At 67.9% G+C, this 16052-nt stretch carries 12 protein-coding genes; 5 read left to right on the top strand and 7 right to left on the bottom strand.

Annotated features, from left to right (window positions below):
* Positions 1–86 precede the first annotated feature (86 nt).
* A complete protein-coding gene (locus tag QO010_RS06155) occupies positions 87–3200 on the bottom strand; it encodes a TonB-dependent receptor plug domain-containing protein (protein WP_307347401.1) in 3114 nt (1037 codons plus the stop codon).
* Between the two features lie 336 nt (positions 3201–3536).
* Between QO010_RS06155 and QO010_RS06150 the strand changes: the two genes are divergently transcribed.
* The gene (locus QO010_RS06150) at positions 3537–4517 is read left to right on the top strand and encodes a hypothetical protein (RefSeq protein ID WP_307347400.1); all 981 of its coding nucleotides are present in this window, start codon (positions 3537–3539) and stop codon (positions 4515–4517) included.
* A 10-nt stretch (positions 4518–4527) separates the two neighbouring features.
* On the opposite strand, the gene QO010_RS06145 is transcribed toward QO010_RS06150, so the two are convergent.
* Positions 4528–6144, bottom strand: coding sequence for a peptide ABC transporter substrate-binding protein (locus QO010_RS06145; protein WP_307347398.1), 1617 nt, complete (start codon positions 6142–6144; stop codon positions 4528–4530).
* Positions 6145–6209: 65 nt separating this feature from the next.
* Between QO010_RS06145 and QO010_RS06140 the strand changes: the two genes are divergently transcribed.
* On the top strand, positions 6210–6746 hold the full coding sequence (locus tag QO010_RS06140; RefSeq protein ID WP_307347396.1) for a hypothetical protein: 537 nt from the start codon (positions 6210–6212) through the stop codon (positions 6744–6746).
* A gap of 28 nt (positions 6747–6774) precedes the next feature.
* Here the strand turns inward: QO010_RS06140 and QO010_RS06135 are convergent, their stop codons facing one another.
* A complete protein-coding gene (locus tag QO010_RS06135) occupies positions 6775–7683 on the bottom strand; it encodes an ABC transporter permease (protein WP_307347394.1) in 909 nt (302 codons plus the stop codon).
* Positions 7680–8639: an ABC transporter permease gene (locus tag QO010_RS06130; protein WP_307347392.1), complete on the bottom strand. Its 960-nt coding sequence runs from the start codon at positions 8637–8639 to the stop codon at positions 7680–7682. The genes QO010_RS06135 and QO010_RS06130 overlap by 4 nt, the downstream gene beginning before the upstream one ends.
* 98 nt (positions 8640–8737) lie before the next feature.
* Here QO010_RS06130 and QO010_RS06125 point away from each other — a divergent pair, with 98 nt between their 5' ends.
* Complete coding sequence (locus tag QO010_RS06125; protein ID WP_307347390.1) at positions 8738–9142, top strand: TIGR01244 family sulfur transferase; 405 nt, start codon at positions 8738–8740, stop codon at positions 9140–9142.
* Here the strand turns inward: QO010_RS06125 and QO010_RS06120 are convergent.
* Complete coding sequence (locus tag QO010_RS06120) at positions 9139–9288, bottom strand: hypothetical protein (protein WP_307347388.1); 150 nt, start codon at positions 9286–9288, stop codon at positions 9139–9141. The genes QO010_RS06125 and QO010_RS06120 overlap by 4 nt on opposite strands.
* Before the next feature lie 146 nt (positions 9289–9434).
* On the opposite strand from QO010_RS06120, the gene QO010_RS06115 reads away from it, so the two are divergent.
* Positions 9435–10373 (top strand): hypothetical protein, encoded by a 939-nt coding sequence (locus QO010_RS06115; RefSeq protein WP_307347387.1) that lies wholly within the window; start codon positions 9435–9437, stop codon positions 10371–10373.
* A complete protein-coding gene (locus tag QO010_RS06110; protein WP_307347386.1) occupies positions 10370–11263 on the top strand; it encodes an MBL fold metallo-hydrolase in 894 nt (297 codons plus the stop codon). Before QO010_RS06115 ends, QO010_RS06110 begins: the two co-directional genes overlap by 4 nt.
* On the opposite strand, the gene QO010_RS06105 is transcribed toward QO010_RS06110, so the two are convergent.
* Positions 11252–14338 carry a long-chain-fatty-acid--CoA ligase gene (locus tag QO010_RS06105; protein ID WP_307347385.1) on the bottom strand — a complete coding sequence of 1029 codons (3087 nt, stop codon included), beginning with the start codon at positions 14336–14338 and terminating at the stop codon, positions 11252–11254. The genes QO010_RS06110 and QO010_RS06105 overlap by 12 nt on opposite strands.
* 60 nt (positions 14339–14398) lie before the next feature.
* The gene (locus QO010_RS06100) at positions 14399–15943 is read right to left on the bottom strand and encodes a bifunctional aminoglycoside phosphotransferase/ATP-binding protein (protein WP_307347383.1); all 1545 of its coding nucleotides are present in this window, start codon (positions 15941–15943) and stop codon (positions 14399–14401) included.
* Positions 15944–16052 lie beyond the last annotated feature (109 nt).

The raw sequence follows: 16052 nt of genomic DNA, 5'->3' as shown, positions 1-16052 counted from the left end.
GGTCGCTCACAAGGGAGCGCTCACAAAGAAAAGGGGCGGCGACCCCGAAAGATCGCCGCCCCCAGACTAGGCTTTGTCGTCCGGTCTTAGAAGTCGGCGGTGATGCCGATGAAGACCGTCCGGCCGAACACGTCGTAGGAACCCGGGAAGGTGTTGCCGTTGCCGCTGCCGGCGACGGGGATCACGTTCGCGTCGAGCGCGGGCGGATCCTTGTCCATCACGTTGTTCATGCCGAAGCGCATCACCCAGCCGTCCTTGATGTTCCAGGTGCCGGCGAGGTCGAGGTAGTTATACGCGTCGATGTGGTTGTCCCGCGGGTTGGTGTCGGTGACGCCCGACGGGTGGTTCGACAGGTAGATGCTCGACTGGTTGAAGTCGCCATCCGACTCGCCGACGTAGCGCCAGACCGCCGAGAGGCTGACCGGAGCGAAGGTGGGGGTCCAGGTGACGCGGAAGCGATGCTTCCACTTGGCCACCGGGCCGCCCTGGCGGACGCCGTCAACGCAACCCGGGCCATGCAGGCCGGCGCAGTCAAAGGGCTCGGCGCCGGTCACCGGAGAAACTTCCAGCGACTTGGTCCAGGTGCCGGTCAGGTTGAACGCCAGGCCGCCCCAGTCGCCGAGGCCCATGTCCTCGAAGTTGGTCTTGTAGTTGGCCGAGATGTCGCCGCCCTTGGTCTGCACGAAGCCGGTGTTGATCGTCTGGGCCAGCACGTAGCCGGCTTGCCCAAAGAGTTCACCTGTGCCCGGATCGCGATGGAACTGGGCGCAGGCGCTCAGAACGCCGGAGCCGCAGGCCAGTGTGGTGGCGCCCGGGTTCGAGCCGATCAGGCCGTCGACCTTGATGTTGAAGTAGTCGAAGCTGAAGTTGAAGCCCGGGATGAAGGTCGGGGTGAAGACGAACCCGACGGTGTAGGTGTCGGCTTCTTCCGGCTTCAGGGCGGTGTTGCCGCTGAACAGGGCCGAGCACTGGCCGGCGGGGCAGCCGCCGATCGTGCCGTAGTCGCCCGGGGCCAAGCCGCTAGCCGTGCAGACGGCCAGCGAGGCGGTAGGAACGGCGCCGGCGCACGGGTCGTTGCCCGAGAACAGGCCCACGGTCTGGGCGGTGAACAGTTCGACAATGTTCGGCGCGCGGACGGCTCGGTTGTAGCCGGCGCGGAAGCGGATGTCGTCGTTGATCGCCCACTCACCGGACACTTTGTAGCTGTCAGTCTGGCCCGACAGGCTGTAGTCCGAGAAGCGGTAGCCCAGTTCCAGGGTGATGTTCTTGGCGATCGGCGCGTCCTGAACGATCGGAACGCGCGCTTCACCGAAGATTTCGTAGACGTCGAACGAGCCGGCATTGGGCAGGGTCGCCCCGCCCTGGCCGGACAGGTCGCCGGTCTGGAACTCGTTGTCGACGCTGAGGACCAGGGTTTCACGCCGGTATTCCGTGCCGAACGCGATGCCGACGCCATCGGTGGCCCACGGCGTCTTGAAGCCGTATTGGCCCAGGTCGCCGGTGATCGAGCCGCTGATCACCGCTTCGGTGGTTTCACCCGACTTGAAGCCGCGGGTCACGACGTAGTCCAGCTGAGCTTGGTTCAGGCCACCATATTGGAAGATGTCGATCGGAACGCAGGCGCCGCCGACATAGCACTGGCCGGTCAGCGGATCGACCAGCAGGGCGTTCTGGACCTTAGCGGTCGAGACGTCGTTGTTGTAGTGCTCGTTGAACACCGACGAACCGTACTGGGCGTAGACGTCGTAGTTCCAACCGTCGGCGAATTCGCCGCGCGCGCCGACGTCGATCTTGTACTGGGTGTGACGCAGGTCGTCCTGACGGGGCAGAACCGGGTTGGCGAAGCGGAAGCCGGCCGAGACGTTGACCTGGTGAGGGGTTCCGGCGAAACCGCCGGAGATCAGGGTGCCGCAGAGCTGGACCTGTTGGGCGGGCGTCAGCAGCGGGTTGTCGCAGTTGATGGCGTAGGTCGAACCGCCGTTGGCGCCGGTGCCGGCGAAGAGGCCCGAAGGCGCGATCTGGGCGACGGTGTGGTCGTCCGAGAACATGAAGTCGGAATAGACGTCGACCTTGTCGTTCACCTGGTAGTGGGCGAAGAAGCCGGCGGTGTAGCGGGTGTCCGGACGCTGGAAGTAGTTCAGCGGACCATAGTTATAGGCGGGCACGCCGGCAGTGGTGAAGGTCGGGTTGCCGTCCGTGGTCACGTGGAAGAACGTGCCGCCGTTCCGGCCGAAGTTCGGCAGGAGCGGATCGCTTTGGAACTGGGTCGGGCCGCTGCCGATCTGGCCGTTGCCGGGGTTGGTGAAGACGTTCAGACGATCGCCGGGAGCGATCTGGAAGCGGCCGTAAGCCGAGTTGGCGTTCGAACCGAAGCAGCGAGCGCCGTCGTAGTGGTAGGAGTCCGGGTCGGCGACGTTGGTGGCGCCCAGCGAGCAGGCGCTGATGTCGTATTGCGACTGCAGGATCGGCTTCAGTTGGGTGTAGCCGACATAGCCGGTCACGTTGCCACGGCCGTCGGGGGCGTTGACACCCAGGATGGCGGTGAAGCTGTTGCTCAGGCTGGTGTTGGTGTTGTCCGACGGCGCGCGGGGATAGGTCGAGGCGCCTTGGACGCCCTGCAGGCCGCGCAGGTAGCTGTTGTCGTTGGTGTGGTTGCCGAAGCTGTACTGGGCGTCGAGGCGCAGGCCTTCGAAGTCACGCTTCATGATAAAGTTGACGACGCCGGCCACGGCGTCCGAACCGTAAACGGCCGAGGCGCCGCCGGTGACCACGTCCACGCGCTCAACCAGAGCGGCGGGGATGTTGTTCAGGTCGGCGAAGGGCGCGGCGGGGTCGCCGGGCATCAGGCGGCGGCCGTCGACCAGCACCAGGGTGCGGGACGGGCCAAGGCCGCGCAGGTTGACCGTGGCGGTGCCGGAGGCGCCGTTGGACACGGTGGAGGTCTGATCGACCACGACCTGGGGCAGGCTGTTGAGCAGGCTTTCGACGTTGGTCGTGCCCTGCAGCTTCAGTTCCTGGTCATTGACGACGGTCAGCGGGCTGACCGAGGTGAGGTTCGGCTGCGGGATGCGCGACCCCGTAACCACGACCGCGGCGACTTCGGTATCGTCCTGCGCGAAGGCAGGCGCGGCGGCGAGCAGAGCTGCCCCGCAGATGATGGTCGAAGCCAGCAGGCGTTCGCGCATGGTTTTGTTGTGCAACTCTTATCCCTCCGAGCAGGCCGGCTTGACGCGGCCAATCCCCTGAAAAAATTCCCGTCGTCCAGGCGCAAAGACAGAGTCTCCGCGACAAGGCGCCACGTGAGACTTTAGTGACACCGCCGTAATGCGCCGGTCAACTCTAGACAGGTGCTTGCGCCACAAGCCCAACGCCATGTTACATAACCGCCACAGAACTGCCCGTATTCCGCCCGCTCCGCGCCCAGACTGGGTCGCGACGGGGCGAAACGACCCCCAGGATCCGCTCAGAACGGCATGATGCAGCCTGCGAATCGTCCATTCAGAGCAACGCCGGATTTGTGTCCCATTGCCATAGATGTGGCGGATCAATCCGTCACGGCTCTGTCACTAACGCCCCGCGACTACGAGATCATCAGTTTCCTCGACCAGCGACTACTGATGAAGGATTATCCGCGAAAGACAATTGGGTGGGACGATATTGAAGACTTCTCCCAGGGAGACGCCGAAGCGCTGGATTACATCTTCCACATAGGGCATGTCGGCTCGACCCTGCTGTCGCGGGTTTTGGGCCAGAACCCGGGCGTTTTCTCGTTGCGGGAGCCGGCGGCGCTGCGCAGGCTGACCGAGCTGCACGGCGCGCTGGGAACCGCTGGCGGTTCCTGGACGCCGGCGGCGTGGGAATCGCGGGCGGGCGGCCTGCTGCGCCTGTGGTCGCGGGTCTGGCTGCCAGGGCAGCGCACCCTGCTCAAGGCCACCAGCAGCGTGGGCGAGATCGCCACGGTCCTGCTGGCCCGCAATCCCGCCGCCCGGGCCGTGCTGCTGACGGTGAAGCCGGAGACCTACATGGCGACCATCCTGGGCGGGCCCTCCTCTCGGGTGGAGTTGGAGCAGATGACGCCCGGCCGGCTGCAGCGCCTGCACCGCCGGCTGGGCGGCGCGGTCTGGCGGGCGGAAGGCCTGTCGGAGGGCGAGCGAACGGCGATGAGTTGGGCCTGCGAGATGGCCGGCCTGGCCCAGGCGGCCGCGGCCCATCCGGCCGGCTGTCGGTGGCTGGATTTCGACGCCCTGCTGGCGCGGCCGCGGGAGAGCCTGGCCCTCGCCCTGACCCATCTGCGCGGCGCGGCGCCGGCCGATGCCGTGGACGCCATGGCCGCCAGCCCCTATTTCAGTCGCTACTCCAAGGCCCCGGAATACGGCTACGACGCGGGCCTGCGCCGCCAGGTGCTGGACCAGGCGCGGGCCGAGCACGGCGTCGAGCTGCGCCGGGGCATGGCCTGGCTGGACCAGGCCGCGCGCGATCATCCGCTGATCGCCGGACTGCTCGCCGCCCAGCCCTGAACAGGCGGCCCTAGGCAGCCGGCTTGGCGCAGAGCCAGCGGGAGCGGTGCTGGTCGACGATGTTGTCGACGAAGCCGCTGACCTTGGGATTCACCAGGTTCTTGTTGATAAGGTAGTAGATCGGCACGATCGGGGCGTCACTCAGCATCAGGGTCTCGGCCTGGCCCAGGATGGCGGCGCGGGCCTGGGGATCGGGCGTCTCGTCGGCCTTGGTCAGCAGGGCGTCATAGACCGGGTTGGCGTAGTCGCCGTAGTTCTGCGCCCCGGTGTTGGACCGCTGCAGGTACAGGAAGGTCATCGGGTCGTTGTAGTCGCCGATCCAGGAGGCGTCGGCGACCTGGTAGCTGCGGGCCCGGTAGTCGGCATAGGCGATCTGCACCTCCTCCTGCGCCAGGCTGGCCTCGACGCCGATGGCCTTCCAGTCGGCCTGGATGGCCGGCATGAACAGCATCGGATCGGCCGAGTTGCGGTGCTTGATTTCCAGCTTCAGCGGATGGCCGGGGCCGTAGCCGGCCTCCCTGAGCAGCCGCCGCGCCTCGGCCTGGCGCTTCTCGAACGGCCAGGCGGCCCAGTCCGGCGGGGCCGGCGAGGTATAGTTGGCCGTGCCTGGCGGCACGAACATGTAGGCCGGCTGCTGGCCGCCGCGCAGCAGTTTGGCGGCGATGAACTCGCGGTCGACGGCCATGCTCAGGGCCAGCCGCACCCGCTTGTCCGCGAACGGCGGATAGCCGGACTTTTTACTGCGATTGAAGGCCAGGTAGACCACGCCCAGATAGGTGTTGGTGTGGACATAGGCCGGCATCTTCTGGCGCAGCAGGCTGATGCGGTTGGACTGGATGTCGGTGTTGATGTCCAGCTCGCCCCGGGCCACCTGCCGTTCCCCGGAAATCGCGTCGGCGGTGGGGTAGTAGTAGATCTCGTCGACACAGACCTTGTCGGCGTCGAAGAACCGCGGGTTCTTGACCACCTGCACATAGTCGCCCAGCCGCCAGGCCTTGAGCATGTAGGGGCCGTTGCCGACGAAATGCCCCGGCTTGACCCAGGCGTCTCCCCATTTGGCGATCACGTGTTCGGGGACCGGATACATGGTGTGGTGCTTGACCAGTTGGAGCAGGTAGGCGGCTGGGTGCTCCAGCCGGATGATCAGGGTGTGGGGATCGGGCGCCTCGACGCCCAGGGCGGTGAGCGGCAGCTTGCCGTCGCTGACCGGCTGGGCGTTCTTGATGGCGTAGAGGTTGGAAGCGTATTCCGACGCCGTTTCCGGCGACAGGATGCGGCGGATCGAGAAGACGAAGTCCTGAGCCGTCAACGGCGCGCCGTCGGACCATTCCGCATCGCGCAGATGGAAGGTCCAGGTCAGGCCGTCGGGACTGGTCGTCCAGCTTTCCGCCATCCCCGGGATCGGCTTTCCGTCGGGCCCGCTCTGGGCCAGGCCCATCAGGACGTCCGATTCGATACGGTCCTCCCAGGTGCCGGTGGACTTGTGCGGATCCAGGGTCAGGGGCTCGGAGGTGTTGCCGATCTGCAGGCAGACCTTGCCCTTGGGACAGGGGGGCAGCGAGGGCTTGGACCCGCAGGCGGCGAGCAGGGTGACAGCGGCCAGGATCAGGAACAGATTGCGGATCACGCCAGACGCCTTTTCAATGGGGGGCGCCTTTTCAATGGGCCGGCGAACAGTGGCACAGGTGATCGATGCGAACGCTCAAGACGGCCGCCAAACTGGCCTTGGTGATGACGGCGGTTCTGGCCATGGCGGCGCAGGCTGCTCCTAAGCCCCCCGGCCGGGCGCCCGTGCTGCAGAGCGTGGTCGACTGCCGCAAGCTGACCGACGATGCGGCGCGCCTGGCCTGCTACGACGCGGCGACCGCCAAGCTCGATGACGCCGAAAAGGCCGGCGACGTGGTGGTGGTCGACAAGGCTCAGGTCCGCGAGGCCCGCAAGGCCGCCTTCGGCTTCAACTTCCAGATGCCCGCCTTCATGACCGCCGGCGAAAAGCCCGAGGAACTGGAGAGGATCACCGCTGTCGTCGCCTCGGCCCGCCAGGAAGGGATGAGCGGCAAATGGGTCATCAAGCTGGAGGACGGGGCGGTCTGGCGCCAGATCGACACCGTCGTGCTCACCCGAGACCCCAAGAAGGGCTCCAAGGCCGAGATCCGCACCGCCGCCCTGGGCAGCTATTTCATGAAGATCGACAACAACCCGCAGATGCGGGTGCATCGGGACAACTGAGGGAGGCACCATCTCAGCGGTCCCCATCTCAGCGGTCTTTCGGGTCGAGCGCGTCGCGCAAGCCGTCGCCGATGAAGTTGAAGCCCATCAGGGTCAGGGCCATGGCGACTGACGGGAAGATCAGCAGCCAGGGCGCCGGCTCCATGTCCTGGGTTCCGTTGGCGATCAGCGTGCCCAGCGAGGCCATCGGCGGCTGCACGCCCAGCCCCAGGAAGCTGAGGAAGCTCTCGGCCAGGATGACCGCCGGGATGGTCAGGGTGACATAGACCACCACCGGCCCCAGCAGGTTGGGGACGATATGGCGGCTGATGATCTGCCAGGGCGACAGGCCGGCCGCCCTGGCCGCCTCGATGAATTCCTTCTGCTTCAGGGACAGGGTCTGGCCGCGCACGATGCGGCTCATGGTCAGCCACTCGACCGCCCCGATGGCCAGGAAGATCAGGATGAAGTTGCGCCCGAAGGTCACCATCAGCAGGATGACGAAGAAGATGAAGGGCAGCGAATAGAGGGTGTCGACCACCCGCATCATCACCTCGTCGACCCGGCCGCCGACATAGCCCGCCACCGCGCCCCAGACGACGCCGATCACCAGCGAGACCGAGGTGGCCACCACCCCAATCAGCAGCGACACGCCCAGCCCCGCGAACAGCCGGGCCAGCAGGTCGCGGCCCAGGGAATCGGAGCCGATCAGATGGCCGCCCTGCAGCGGCGCCAGCCAGACGTCGGTCTTGGTGACGGTGTCATAGCGGAACGGGGCCAGGAATGGCCCGACGATGGCCAGCAGCACCATGATCGCCAGGATGATCATGCCGGCCACGGCGGCCTTGTTGCGCATGAGCCGGCGGCGGGCGTCGTCCCACAGCGAGCGGCCCTTGACCGCGTTCTGCAGCAGCTCGGCCCGCTCGGGGGAGCCGGGAATCATCGCGGAGACGCTCATGACAACCTCACGCGCGGATCGAGGGCCGCAAGCAGCAGGTCGGCGATCAGGTTGAGGACCAGGATCAGGGCCGCGTAGACGATCACCATGCCCATCACGACGGTGTAGTCGCGCTGCAGGGCGCTGATCACGAAGAACTTTCCCAGGCCCGGCAGCTGGAAGATCTTCTCGACCACCAGCGAGCCGGTCAGCAGGCCGGCGCAGGCCGGGCCCAGATAGCTGACCAGGGGCAGGATGGCCGCGCGCAGGGCGTGGCGGCGGACGATCAGCCATTCGGGCAGACCCTTGGCCCGGGCCGTGCGGATATAGTTGGAGCGCAGCACCTCGATCATCCCGGCCCGGGTCAGACGCGAGATGATGGCGATCTGCGGCAGGGCCAGCACCGTGACCGGCAGGACGATATTGGCGAGGCGCGGCAGCGCTCCGATGATGGGCAGGACGATGGTCGTCTCATCCCACCCCGCAATGGGCAGCCAGCCCAGCTTGGAGCCGAAGGCCAGCACCAGCAGGGGCGCGGTGACGAAGGTGGGGATACAGACGCCGATTATGGCGAGCGCCATGGTGGCGTAGTCGATACTTCGGTTTTGCCGCAGCGCCGCCAGCACCCCCAGGGTCACCCCGACGATGGAGGCCAGCAGGATGGCCGAGAGGCCCAGTATGGCGCTGACCCGGGCGTTTTCCTTGAGGATGTCGCCGACCGACTTGTCCTTGTATTTCAGCGATGGGCCCAGGTCCCCATGCAGGACCACGCCCTTGACGTAGGTGAAATACTGCTCGGCCAGCGGGCGATCCATGCCGTACTTGGCCATGACCGCCTTCTCGACCTCGGGGCTGAGCTGGCGTTCGTTGACGAACGGACTGCCCGGCGCCGCCCGCATCATGAAGAAGGCCAGGGTAACCACGAGAAACATGGTGGGGATCGCCACCAGGAGCCGTCGAAGCAGAAAACGCAGCATGAATGGCTCTTTGCGCGGCGAGGGGACCGCTACGGCGTTGCGAAACTTCCATCGCCCCCCGATCTTGTCAACGAAGCCCCACCGGAGATGAACCACCGATGACTGACTTTCGCCAGGTGACCGATTCCTATGCGGTCAGCCCGCAGATCCAGCCCGAGGATATCGCAAAGGCCAAGGCGGACGGCTTTGTCATGGTGATCAACAACCGGCCGGACAGCGAGGTTCCGGACCAGCCCTCGAGCGCGACGATGGAGGCGGCGGCGAAAGCAGCGGGTTTGGCCTATCGCCACATCCCTGTACGCGGTGGCCCGACCCCGGACCAGGCGGCCGAGCAGGCCGAAGCGATCGCCGAAGCTGGCGGGCCGGTGCTGGCCTTCTGCCGGTCCGGCACGCGCTCGATCATCACCTGGTCGCAGGCGGCGGCCAAGGACGCGGGGCTGAGCCGCGACGAGATTGTCGAGAAGGGCTCGGCGGCCGGTTACGACCTGTCGGGCGTGGTCTAGTTCCCGCCCAGGCTCACCCGCGCCGCCATGGCGCTCGGCTCGGGCTGGCAGCTGGCGATCACGAACTGTGCGGCGATGAGACAGACGATGGCGAACGCCGCCCGCTGGAGCCGTTTTGAAACAAAAATCGCCGCATCCGCCGCCATGACCGTAACTCCTGGGCCGTTTGGACGAACTCAGCGCAAGAGGCGGGCCTGACGCGCGCATCGCCGCATCACGGCCATTCCGGTTGTCCGCGAGCGAGATTCACCTAGTTAATAGCTGGGCGAAGGAACCGGGGGCGGAGCAGCGCGTGACGGATACGGCGACAACCTGGGCCAGCGACTTCGTGTTCGCGGGCGGCCGCATCAAGGTCAAGAAGACCGGCGCGGATCTGGCGCTGGACTGGCCGCTGATCCATGAGGCCCTGGTCTGGATGGTCTATTTCGTCTGCGTGCGGGCCAAGGCGGCCTGGACGCGGCTGGTGCGCCCCGGCCCCCGGGTCTGGTTCACCCCCGACGTGCCCCGGCCCTGGTATCTGGTCTGGGCCGCCGCGGCCTGGGGCGGGGCGCGCATCGCCCGCAATCCCGACCAGGCGGCGGCGGGGATGTATTTCGAGGACACCGCCCAGGGCCCCGCCCCCAACACCGGCCCGGCCTTCCGCCTCAACTACGGCTGCACGGACGTCACCAAGACCGAGGTGGCGCGGGTGTTCGAGCGAGTGTTCGGCTATCCCCTGATGGTCGACCCGGGTCAGGGCCACGGGCTGGTGGTCGAGAAGGGCGAGGACAACGGCGTCCACGACGGCCGGACGGTCCAGACTCCCTGCCCGGCCCTGCCCGGCAAGACCTATCAGAAGCTGGTCGACAACGCCGACGGCGACTTCGTCGACGACCTGCGCACCCCCTGTATCGGCGGCAAGCCGGTGCTGGTCTTCATCAAGCGCCGGCCCCTGGCCGACCGGTTCTCCAACCACAACACCTCGGTGACCCTGCATCGCAGCGAGGATCTGCTGTCGCCCCGCGAGATCGAGCAGATCGGCGACTTCTGCGCGGCCATGCAGATGGACTGGGGCGGGCTGGATATTCTGCGCGACCGCCAGAGCGGCCTGATCTATGTGGTGGACGTCAACAAGACCGACATGGGCCCGCCCATCGCCCTGCCCCTGAAGGACAAGCTGGAGGCCACCGAGATGCTGTCGAAAGCCTTCCTGGACCTGGTCGCCGGCGGAAGGTCGCTAAGCAGGCCGTGATTCCGTTCGTCCGCGACATCAAGTTCGAATACGGGGCCTGCGACCATGTCTCGCCGCTGATCCGCCGGGTGGTGGCGCGCAATCCCGGCCCCTTCACCTTCCTGGGCACCGGCACCTATATCGTCGGCCAGGGCCAGGTGGCGGTCATCGATCCGGGGCCGGACATCGAGGAGCACCTGGACGCCATCCTCGCCGCCACCCGGGACGAGGTCGTCAGCCACATCTTCGTCACCCACAACCACATGGACCACTCGCCCCTCTCCCCCGCCCTGGCGGCGGTGACCGGGGCGGTCATCCACGGCTTTGCCCAGAAGGGTGGCGCCGGCGAGATGGAGTCGAAGATGGAGGCCGGCCGCGACAGCAGCTTCGCCCCGCAGGTCGATGTCAGCCAGGGCGGCGTCTTCCACGGACCTGGCTGGACCCTCGAGGCCATCCCGACGCCCGGCCACACCTCCAACCATGTCTGTTTCGACCTGAAGGAAGAGCAGGCCCTGTTCTCCGGCGACCACATCATGGGCTGGTCGACCACGGTCATCACCCCGCCGGACGGCGACATGGGGGCCTATTTCGCCTCGCTGGACCGCATCCTGGAGCGCGACTTCCAGACCCTGTGGCCGACCCACGGCCCGCCGATTACAGAGGTCCGGCCCTTCATCCAGGCCTATATCGACCACCGGCGCGCCCGCGAGGCCCAGGTGCTGGGCGCGGTGGCGGCCGGGCATGGGCGGATCAGGGCCATGGTGCCGGTGCTCTACAAGGACGTGGACCCCCGCCTGCACCCGGCCGCGGCCCATTCGGTGCTGGCCCACATGTTGCTGCTGGTCCGCGAGGGCAAGGTCGTCACCGATGGCGAACCGGCCATCGACAGCGAATATCGGCTAGCCGGCTAGACCTTCGACCAGCTTGCCGATCCGGCGGCAGTTGGCACCCATGTCGGCGAAACCCTGGCGGCTGATCGAGCGCATGTTGACCGTGGAACCCTGGCCGCTGGGGCTCACCTGAACCACGACGTCCGACTTCAGACCGTAGAGAAGGCCGGTGGCGGTCGCCTCGAGCTTGCCGGCCGCTGAGTCCTCGGTGACCAGCTCCAGGCCCGCCTGCAGCAGAGACGCCTTGGCGGCCTCGAAGGCGCGCGCCGGGGTTTCCGTCAGCGTCACCGGCCGGGCGGAGCCGCAGGTCTCGGCGTTGACATCGGCCACCCGGCGGCCGGCGAAGGCCTGCGAGCCGAGCGGCAGGACGGGATCGAGATCGACCGGATTGGCGGCCGGTCCGCGCAGCTGCATCAGCTTGGCCGAAAAGGTCAGCGGCTGGCTCCATTCGGTGGCGACGTCGTGCACCGGCGGACTGGTCTTCTGCAGTTGCTTGAGGCCGATGAAGCCGCCCCAGGTGGCCAGGCAGATCAGCAGGGCGAGCGCCGCCTTGCCCCACAGCCGCGACCAGCCGGCGAACACCGCCACGAAGAGGCCGATGACGCTGGCCAGCAGGGCGACCAGGGCCGCGGCCTGGGCCCAGCCCAGCGAGGCCGTCGGGCCGGCCGACAGCATGGCCGTCTGGCCCTGCTGCAGATCCAGCAGGCCGAACCGCACGCCCAGCGCGCCGCCCAGGACCAGCAGGGCCGGGACCAGGGACAGCAGCACGCAGAAGGTCAGGTAGCCGCTGGCGGCGCCGCCCTTCTTCCTGGCCGGCCGGCGCGGAGTGATGGGCATGGAAAGCGGCGTATCGCCGGACGCCAGGGTCGAAGGGGCGCGAACCGGAGCGCCCTTGCTGTCCTTCCCCCCCATCGCGGCGCCGGCCAGCGTGGTAGCGGCGGCGGCGCCGACCGGGGTGAGGTCGGGCATGCTGGGCAGAGGCGGCGGCACGTCCTTGGGATCGACCTTGTCGGAGACCGACCAGATCAACGGCCCACTGGGCTTGTCGGAGGGCGGTTCGGCCATTTCCGGGCCGGACGGGGCGGACTCGGGTGTCGGCGCGGGGTCCGGATCGGCCAGAGGATCGGGGATCGGATTCTCGACCAGTTCGGGCGAGGGATCGGCCGGCGGTTCGGGCGCTGGTTCGGGCTGGGCCGCGACGGCCTGGGCCGGCGGATTCTTGGGTGAAGGGGCGACGACGAACATGGCCGGCGCCTCGGGCGGCGGCGTCATCACCGGCGGCGGTTCCGGCTCCGGCTCAGGTGGCGGCGCGGCCTCAACGATCGGCGGCGGCGGTTCCGGCGCGGCGACCGGCTCGGGCGGCGGTTCCGGCGCGCGCAGCACCGGGTCGGGCGCGGCCCGCTGGGCCAGGGCGGCCCCCGTGGCGGCGGCTGCCCCGGCGGCTGCAATGGTCGGCAGGACGTGGTCGCCGTGGCGCTGGCGCAGGATCTTCTTGTCGATCTTGCCGGTCGCCCCCAGCGGGATGTCGTCGACGAACAGCACGTCGTCGGGCATCCACCACTTGGCGATCTTGCCGTCGAGATACTGCAGGAACTCTTCCTTGGTCGCCGTCTCGCCGGGCTTGAGCTTGACCAGCAGCAGGGGCCGCTCATCCCACTTGGGATGGGGCACGCCGATCACCGCCGCCAGCTCGGCCTTGGGATGGCCCATGGCGATGTTCTCGATGTCGATCGAGCTGATCCACTCGCCGCCGGACTTGATGACGTCCTTGGCGCGGTCGGTGATCTGCATGAAGCCGGCCGGGTCGATGGTCGCCACGTCGCCGGTGTCGAAATAGCCATCGGAATCAAGGATCTGGCCGCCGGCCCCCTTGAAGTATTCGCGCACCACCGCGTGGCCCTTGACCATCAGCCGGCCGAAGGTCTTGCCGTCGTGCGGCAGTTCGCGGCCCTCGTCGTCCAGCAGGCGCAGCTGCACGCCCATCGGCGGGCGGCCCTGCTTGAGCATGTAGGGCAGCTGCTGGTCGAAGGGCATTTCCGCCGTCTCGGCGGTGGGCGTGCCCAGGGTTCCCAGCGGCGACATCTCGGTCATGCCCCAGGCGTGGATGACCTCCACCCCGTAGCGGTCATGGAAGCCTCGGATGATGCTTTCGGGACAGGCCGAGCCGCCGATCACCACCCGCTTCATCCTGGTGATCTTGCCCTTGGTGGCGTCCAGGTGCTGCAGCAGCATCTGCCAGACCGTGGGCACGGCGGCCGAGAAGGTGACGCCCTCGGTCTCGATCAGTTCGTGGACGGACGCCCCGTCCATCTTGGCCCCGGGCATGACCAGCTTGGCCCCCACGGCCGGGCAGTCGAAGGCCAGGCCCCAGGCGTTGGCGTGGAACATCGGCACGATGGGCAGGACCACGTCGCTGGCCCCGATGCCGAACACGTCCTTCTGCAGCCCGATCAGGGTGTGCAGGAAGTTGGAGCGGTGACTGTAGAGCACGCCCTTGGGATCGCCCGTAGTGCCCGAGGTGTAGCAGAGGCCGGCGGCGGTGTTCTCATCGAACCCGCCCCAGGCGCAGTCGGGGCTGGATTCCTCGACCAGGCTTTCGAAGGCGTAGGCGCGCTTGAAAGCCATGGCCGGCACGGGCTTGACCTGGAAGGCCGGCATGTGGCCGGCGTCGGTCATCACCACCACGTGCTCCACGCTGGGACACTTGGCGAGAATCTCCTCCAGCACCGGCACGAAGGTCAGGTCGGTGAAGATGATCCGGTCTTCGGCGTGGTTGATGATCCAGGTCAGCTGTTCGGGGAACAGGCGCGGATTGAGCGTGTGGCAGACCGCCCCGATGCCCATGACGCCATACCAGGCCTCGATGTGGCGGCCAGTGTTCCAGGCCAGGGTGGCGACCCGGTCGCCCGGGCGAATCCCCAGGTTCAGCAAGGCGTTGCTGAGCCGCTTGGCCCGCTCGTGGATCTGGGCGTAGGTCGTGCGGACGATCGGTCCCTCGATCGAACGGGTCACGACCTCGCGTCCGCCGTGCCAGAGCTTGGCGTGGTCCAGGATGGTGTCGACCGTCAGGGGCGACTGCTGCATCAGGCCCTGCATGGGGGCTCCTCGTCTCTGTCTAGCGGCCGAAGCGTAAGTGTCCCGCCCTGGCTCGGCAATCTAAGTCGCTTTTGGCGCGTGCAAGGAGCTGACCATCGCATCGACCAAGGCCCGCGCCTGGTCGTCCAGCGGCGCCCGGGCGTCCAGGATACGCCAGTCCATCGGACCCGGATCACGGCGAAGTTGGCTTTCCAGGGTGGCGACATCGGCGTCGGAGGCGTCGCCCGAGCGGCCCTGGACCCGGGCGCGCAGCACATCGGCCGGCGCGTCCAGCCAGACGCCTTCGAACGGTAGGTTGAGGCGCGCGGCCAGGGCGGCGGCCTGGGCCCGTTCCTCGGCCTTGAGGAACACCGCGTCCAGCACCACCGCCCGGCCCGCCTTCAGGCAGAGCTCGGCCTCATGGAACATGCGGGCATAGACCGGCTCGCTGGTCCCCGGCGCATAGGCCTCGCTCGGCAGGGCTTCCAGAGGACCCACGCCCCACAGCCGCTTGCGGATCTCGTCGCTGCGCAGCACCACCGCGCCCGGCGACGCTCCGAGCCCCGGCGCGGCCAGCCGCGCGAAGGTCGACTTGCCCGACCCCGAAAGCCCGCCCACCGCCGCCAGGGCCGGGGGCGGCGGTTCGAGATGGGCAAGCGCGACGCTGAGATAGGCGTCGGCGGCCTCCAGGTCGCCGGCATAGGCCTGGACGTGGCAGCGCACCGCCGCCCGCACCGACAGGGCCAGGGGCAGCACGGCCAGGCCCCGCCAGAGGCTGTCGTCCTCCCCCCCTCCCTTCATTGGGCGGGCCGACTCATCCAGCCAGCCCGACAGCACCCGCACCGCCGCGTCGCGCCGGCGGCGGAAGTCCAGGTCCATCAGCAGGAAGGCGATGTCGTAGAGGACGTCGATCTGCGACAGGGCGTCGTTGAACTCGATACAGTCGAACAGCACCGGCGCGCCGTTCTCCAGCAGCACATTGCCCAGATGCAGGTCGCCATGGCAGCGGCGGACATAGCCGTCCGCCACCCGCTCTTCCAGCAAGGGCTTCAGCCGTTCCGCCGCCGCGAAGGTCGCCGCCGCCAGCGCCTCGACCCGCTCGCCATCCAGCCGCTCGCCCAGGCCTCGGAGAACCTCGGCGTTTGAGCGGATAGTGTAGGACATGCCGCCGCCGCCCTCCGACTGGCGCTGCACCGGCGCGCCGGCGTGGTAGCGGGCGACGGTGCGGCCCAGGGTCTCGGCCAGGGTTCCGTCGACCGTCCAGGGCTGCTCGGCCAGCACGGCCGTCTCGTCGAAGCGGCGCATCTCCAGGGCGTGCTCGACCACCTCGCCCGGCCCGTCCAGCTCCAGCCCACCGCCGACGGCGCGGGTCAGCGCCACCACCCGGCGGTAGATGTCCGGCGCGGCGGCGCGGTTGAAGCTCAGTTCACGTTGAAGCGCCCAGAACCGCTTCTCGCCGGTCGAATAGTCCAGGAAGCCGAAATTGACCGGACGCTTGATCTTCCAGGCCAGTTCGCCGGCCAGATAGACCCGGGCGCAGGAGGTCTCGATGACCCGCTCGGCGACGCCGGCGAACCAGGCGGCGATCTGCGCCTCGCGGCGGGCGTCGTCTTCGGAGGAACTCATCGCCCCATCCTTAGCGCATGGCGCGCCGCGCGCCCAAGCGTGCGACAGGATGGAAAACCGCGATTCCCCAAATACGGGAGGAATAACCCCGCCGCTTCCTTGCGGACGC

The sequence above is a fragment of the Caulobacter ginsengisoli genome, assembly GCF_030814835.1.
Classification (GTDB): domain Bacteria; phylum Pseudomonadota; class Alphaproteobacteria; order Caulobacterales; family Caulobacteraceae; genus Caulobacter; species Caulobacter ginsengisoli.
The sequence above is the reverse complement of the archived record's forward strand: the minus strand, read 5'-3'. Positions and strand labels throughout refer to the sequence as shown.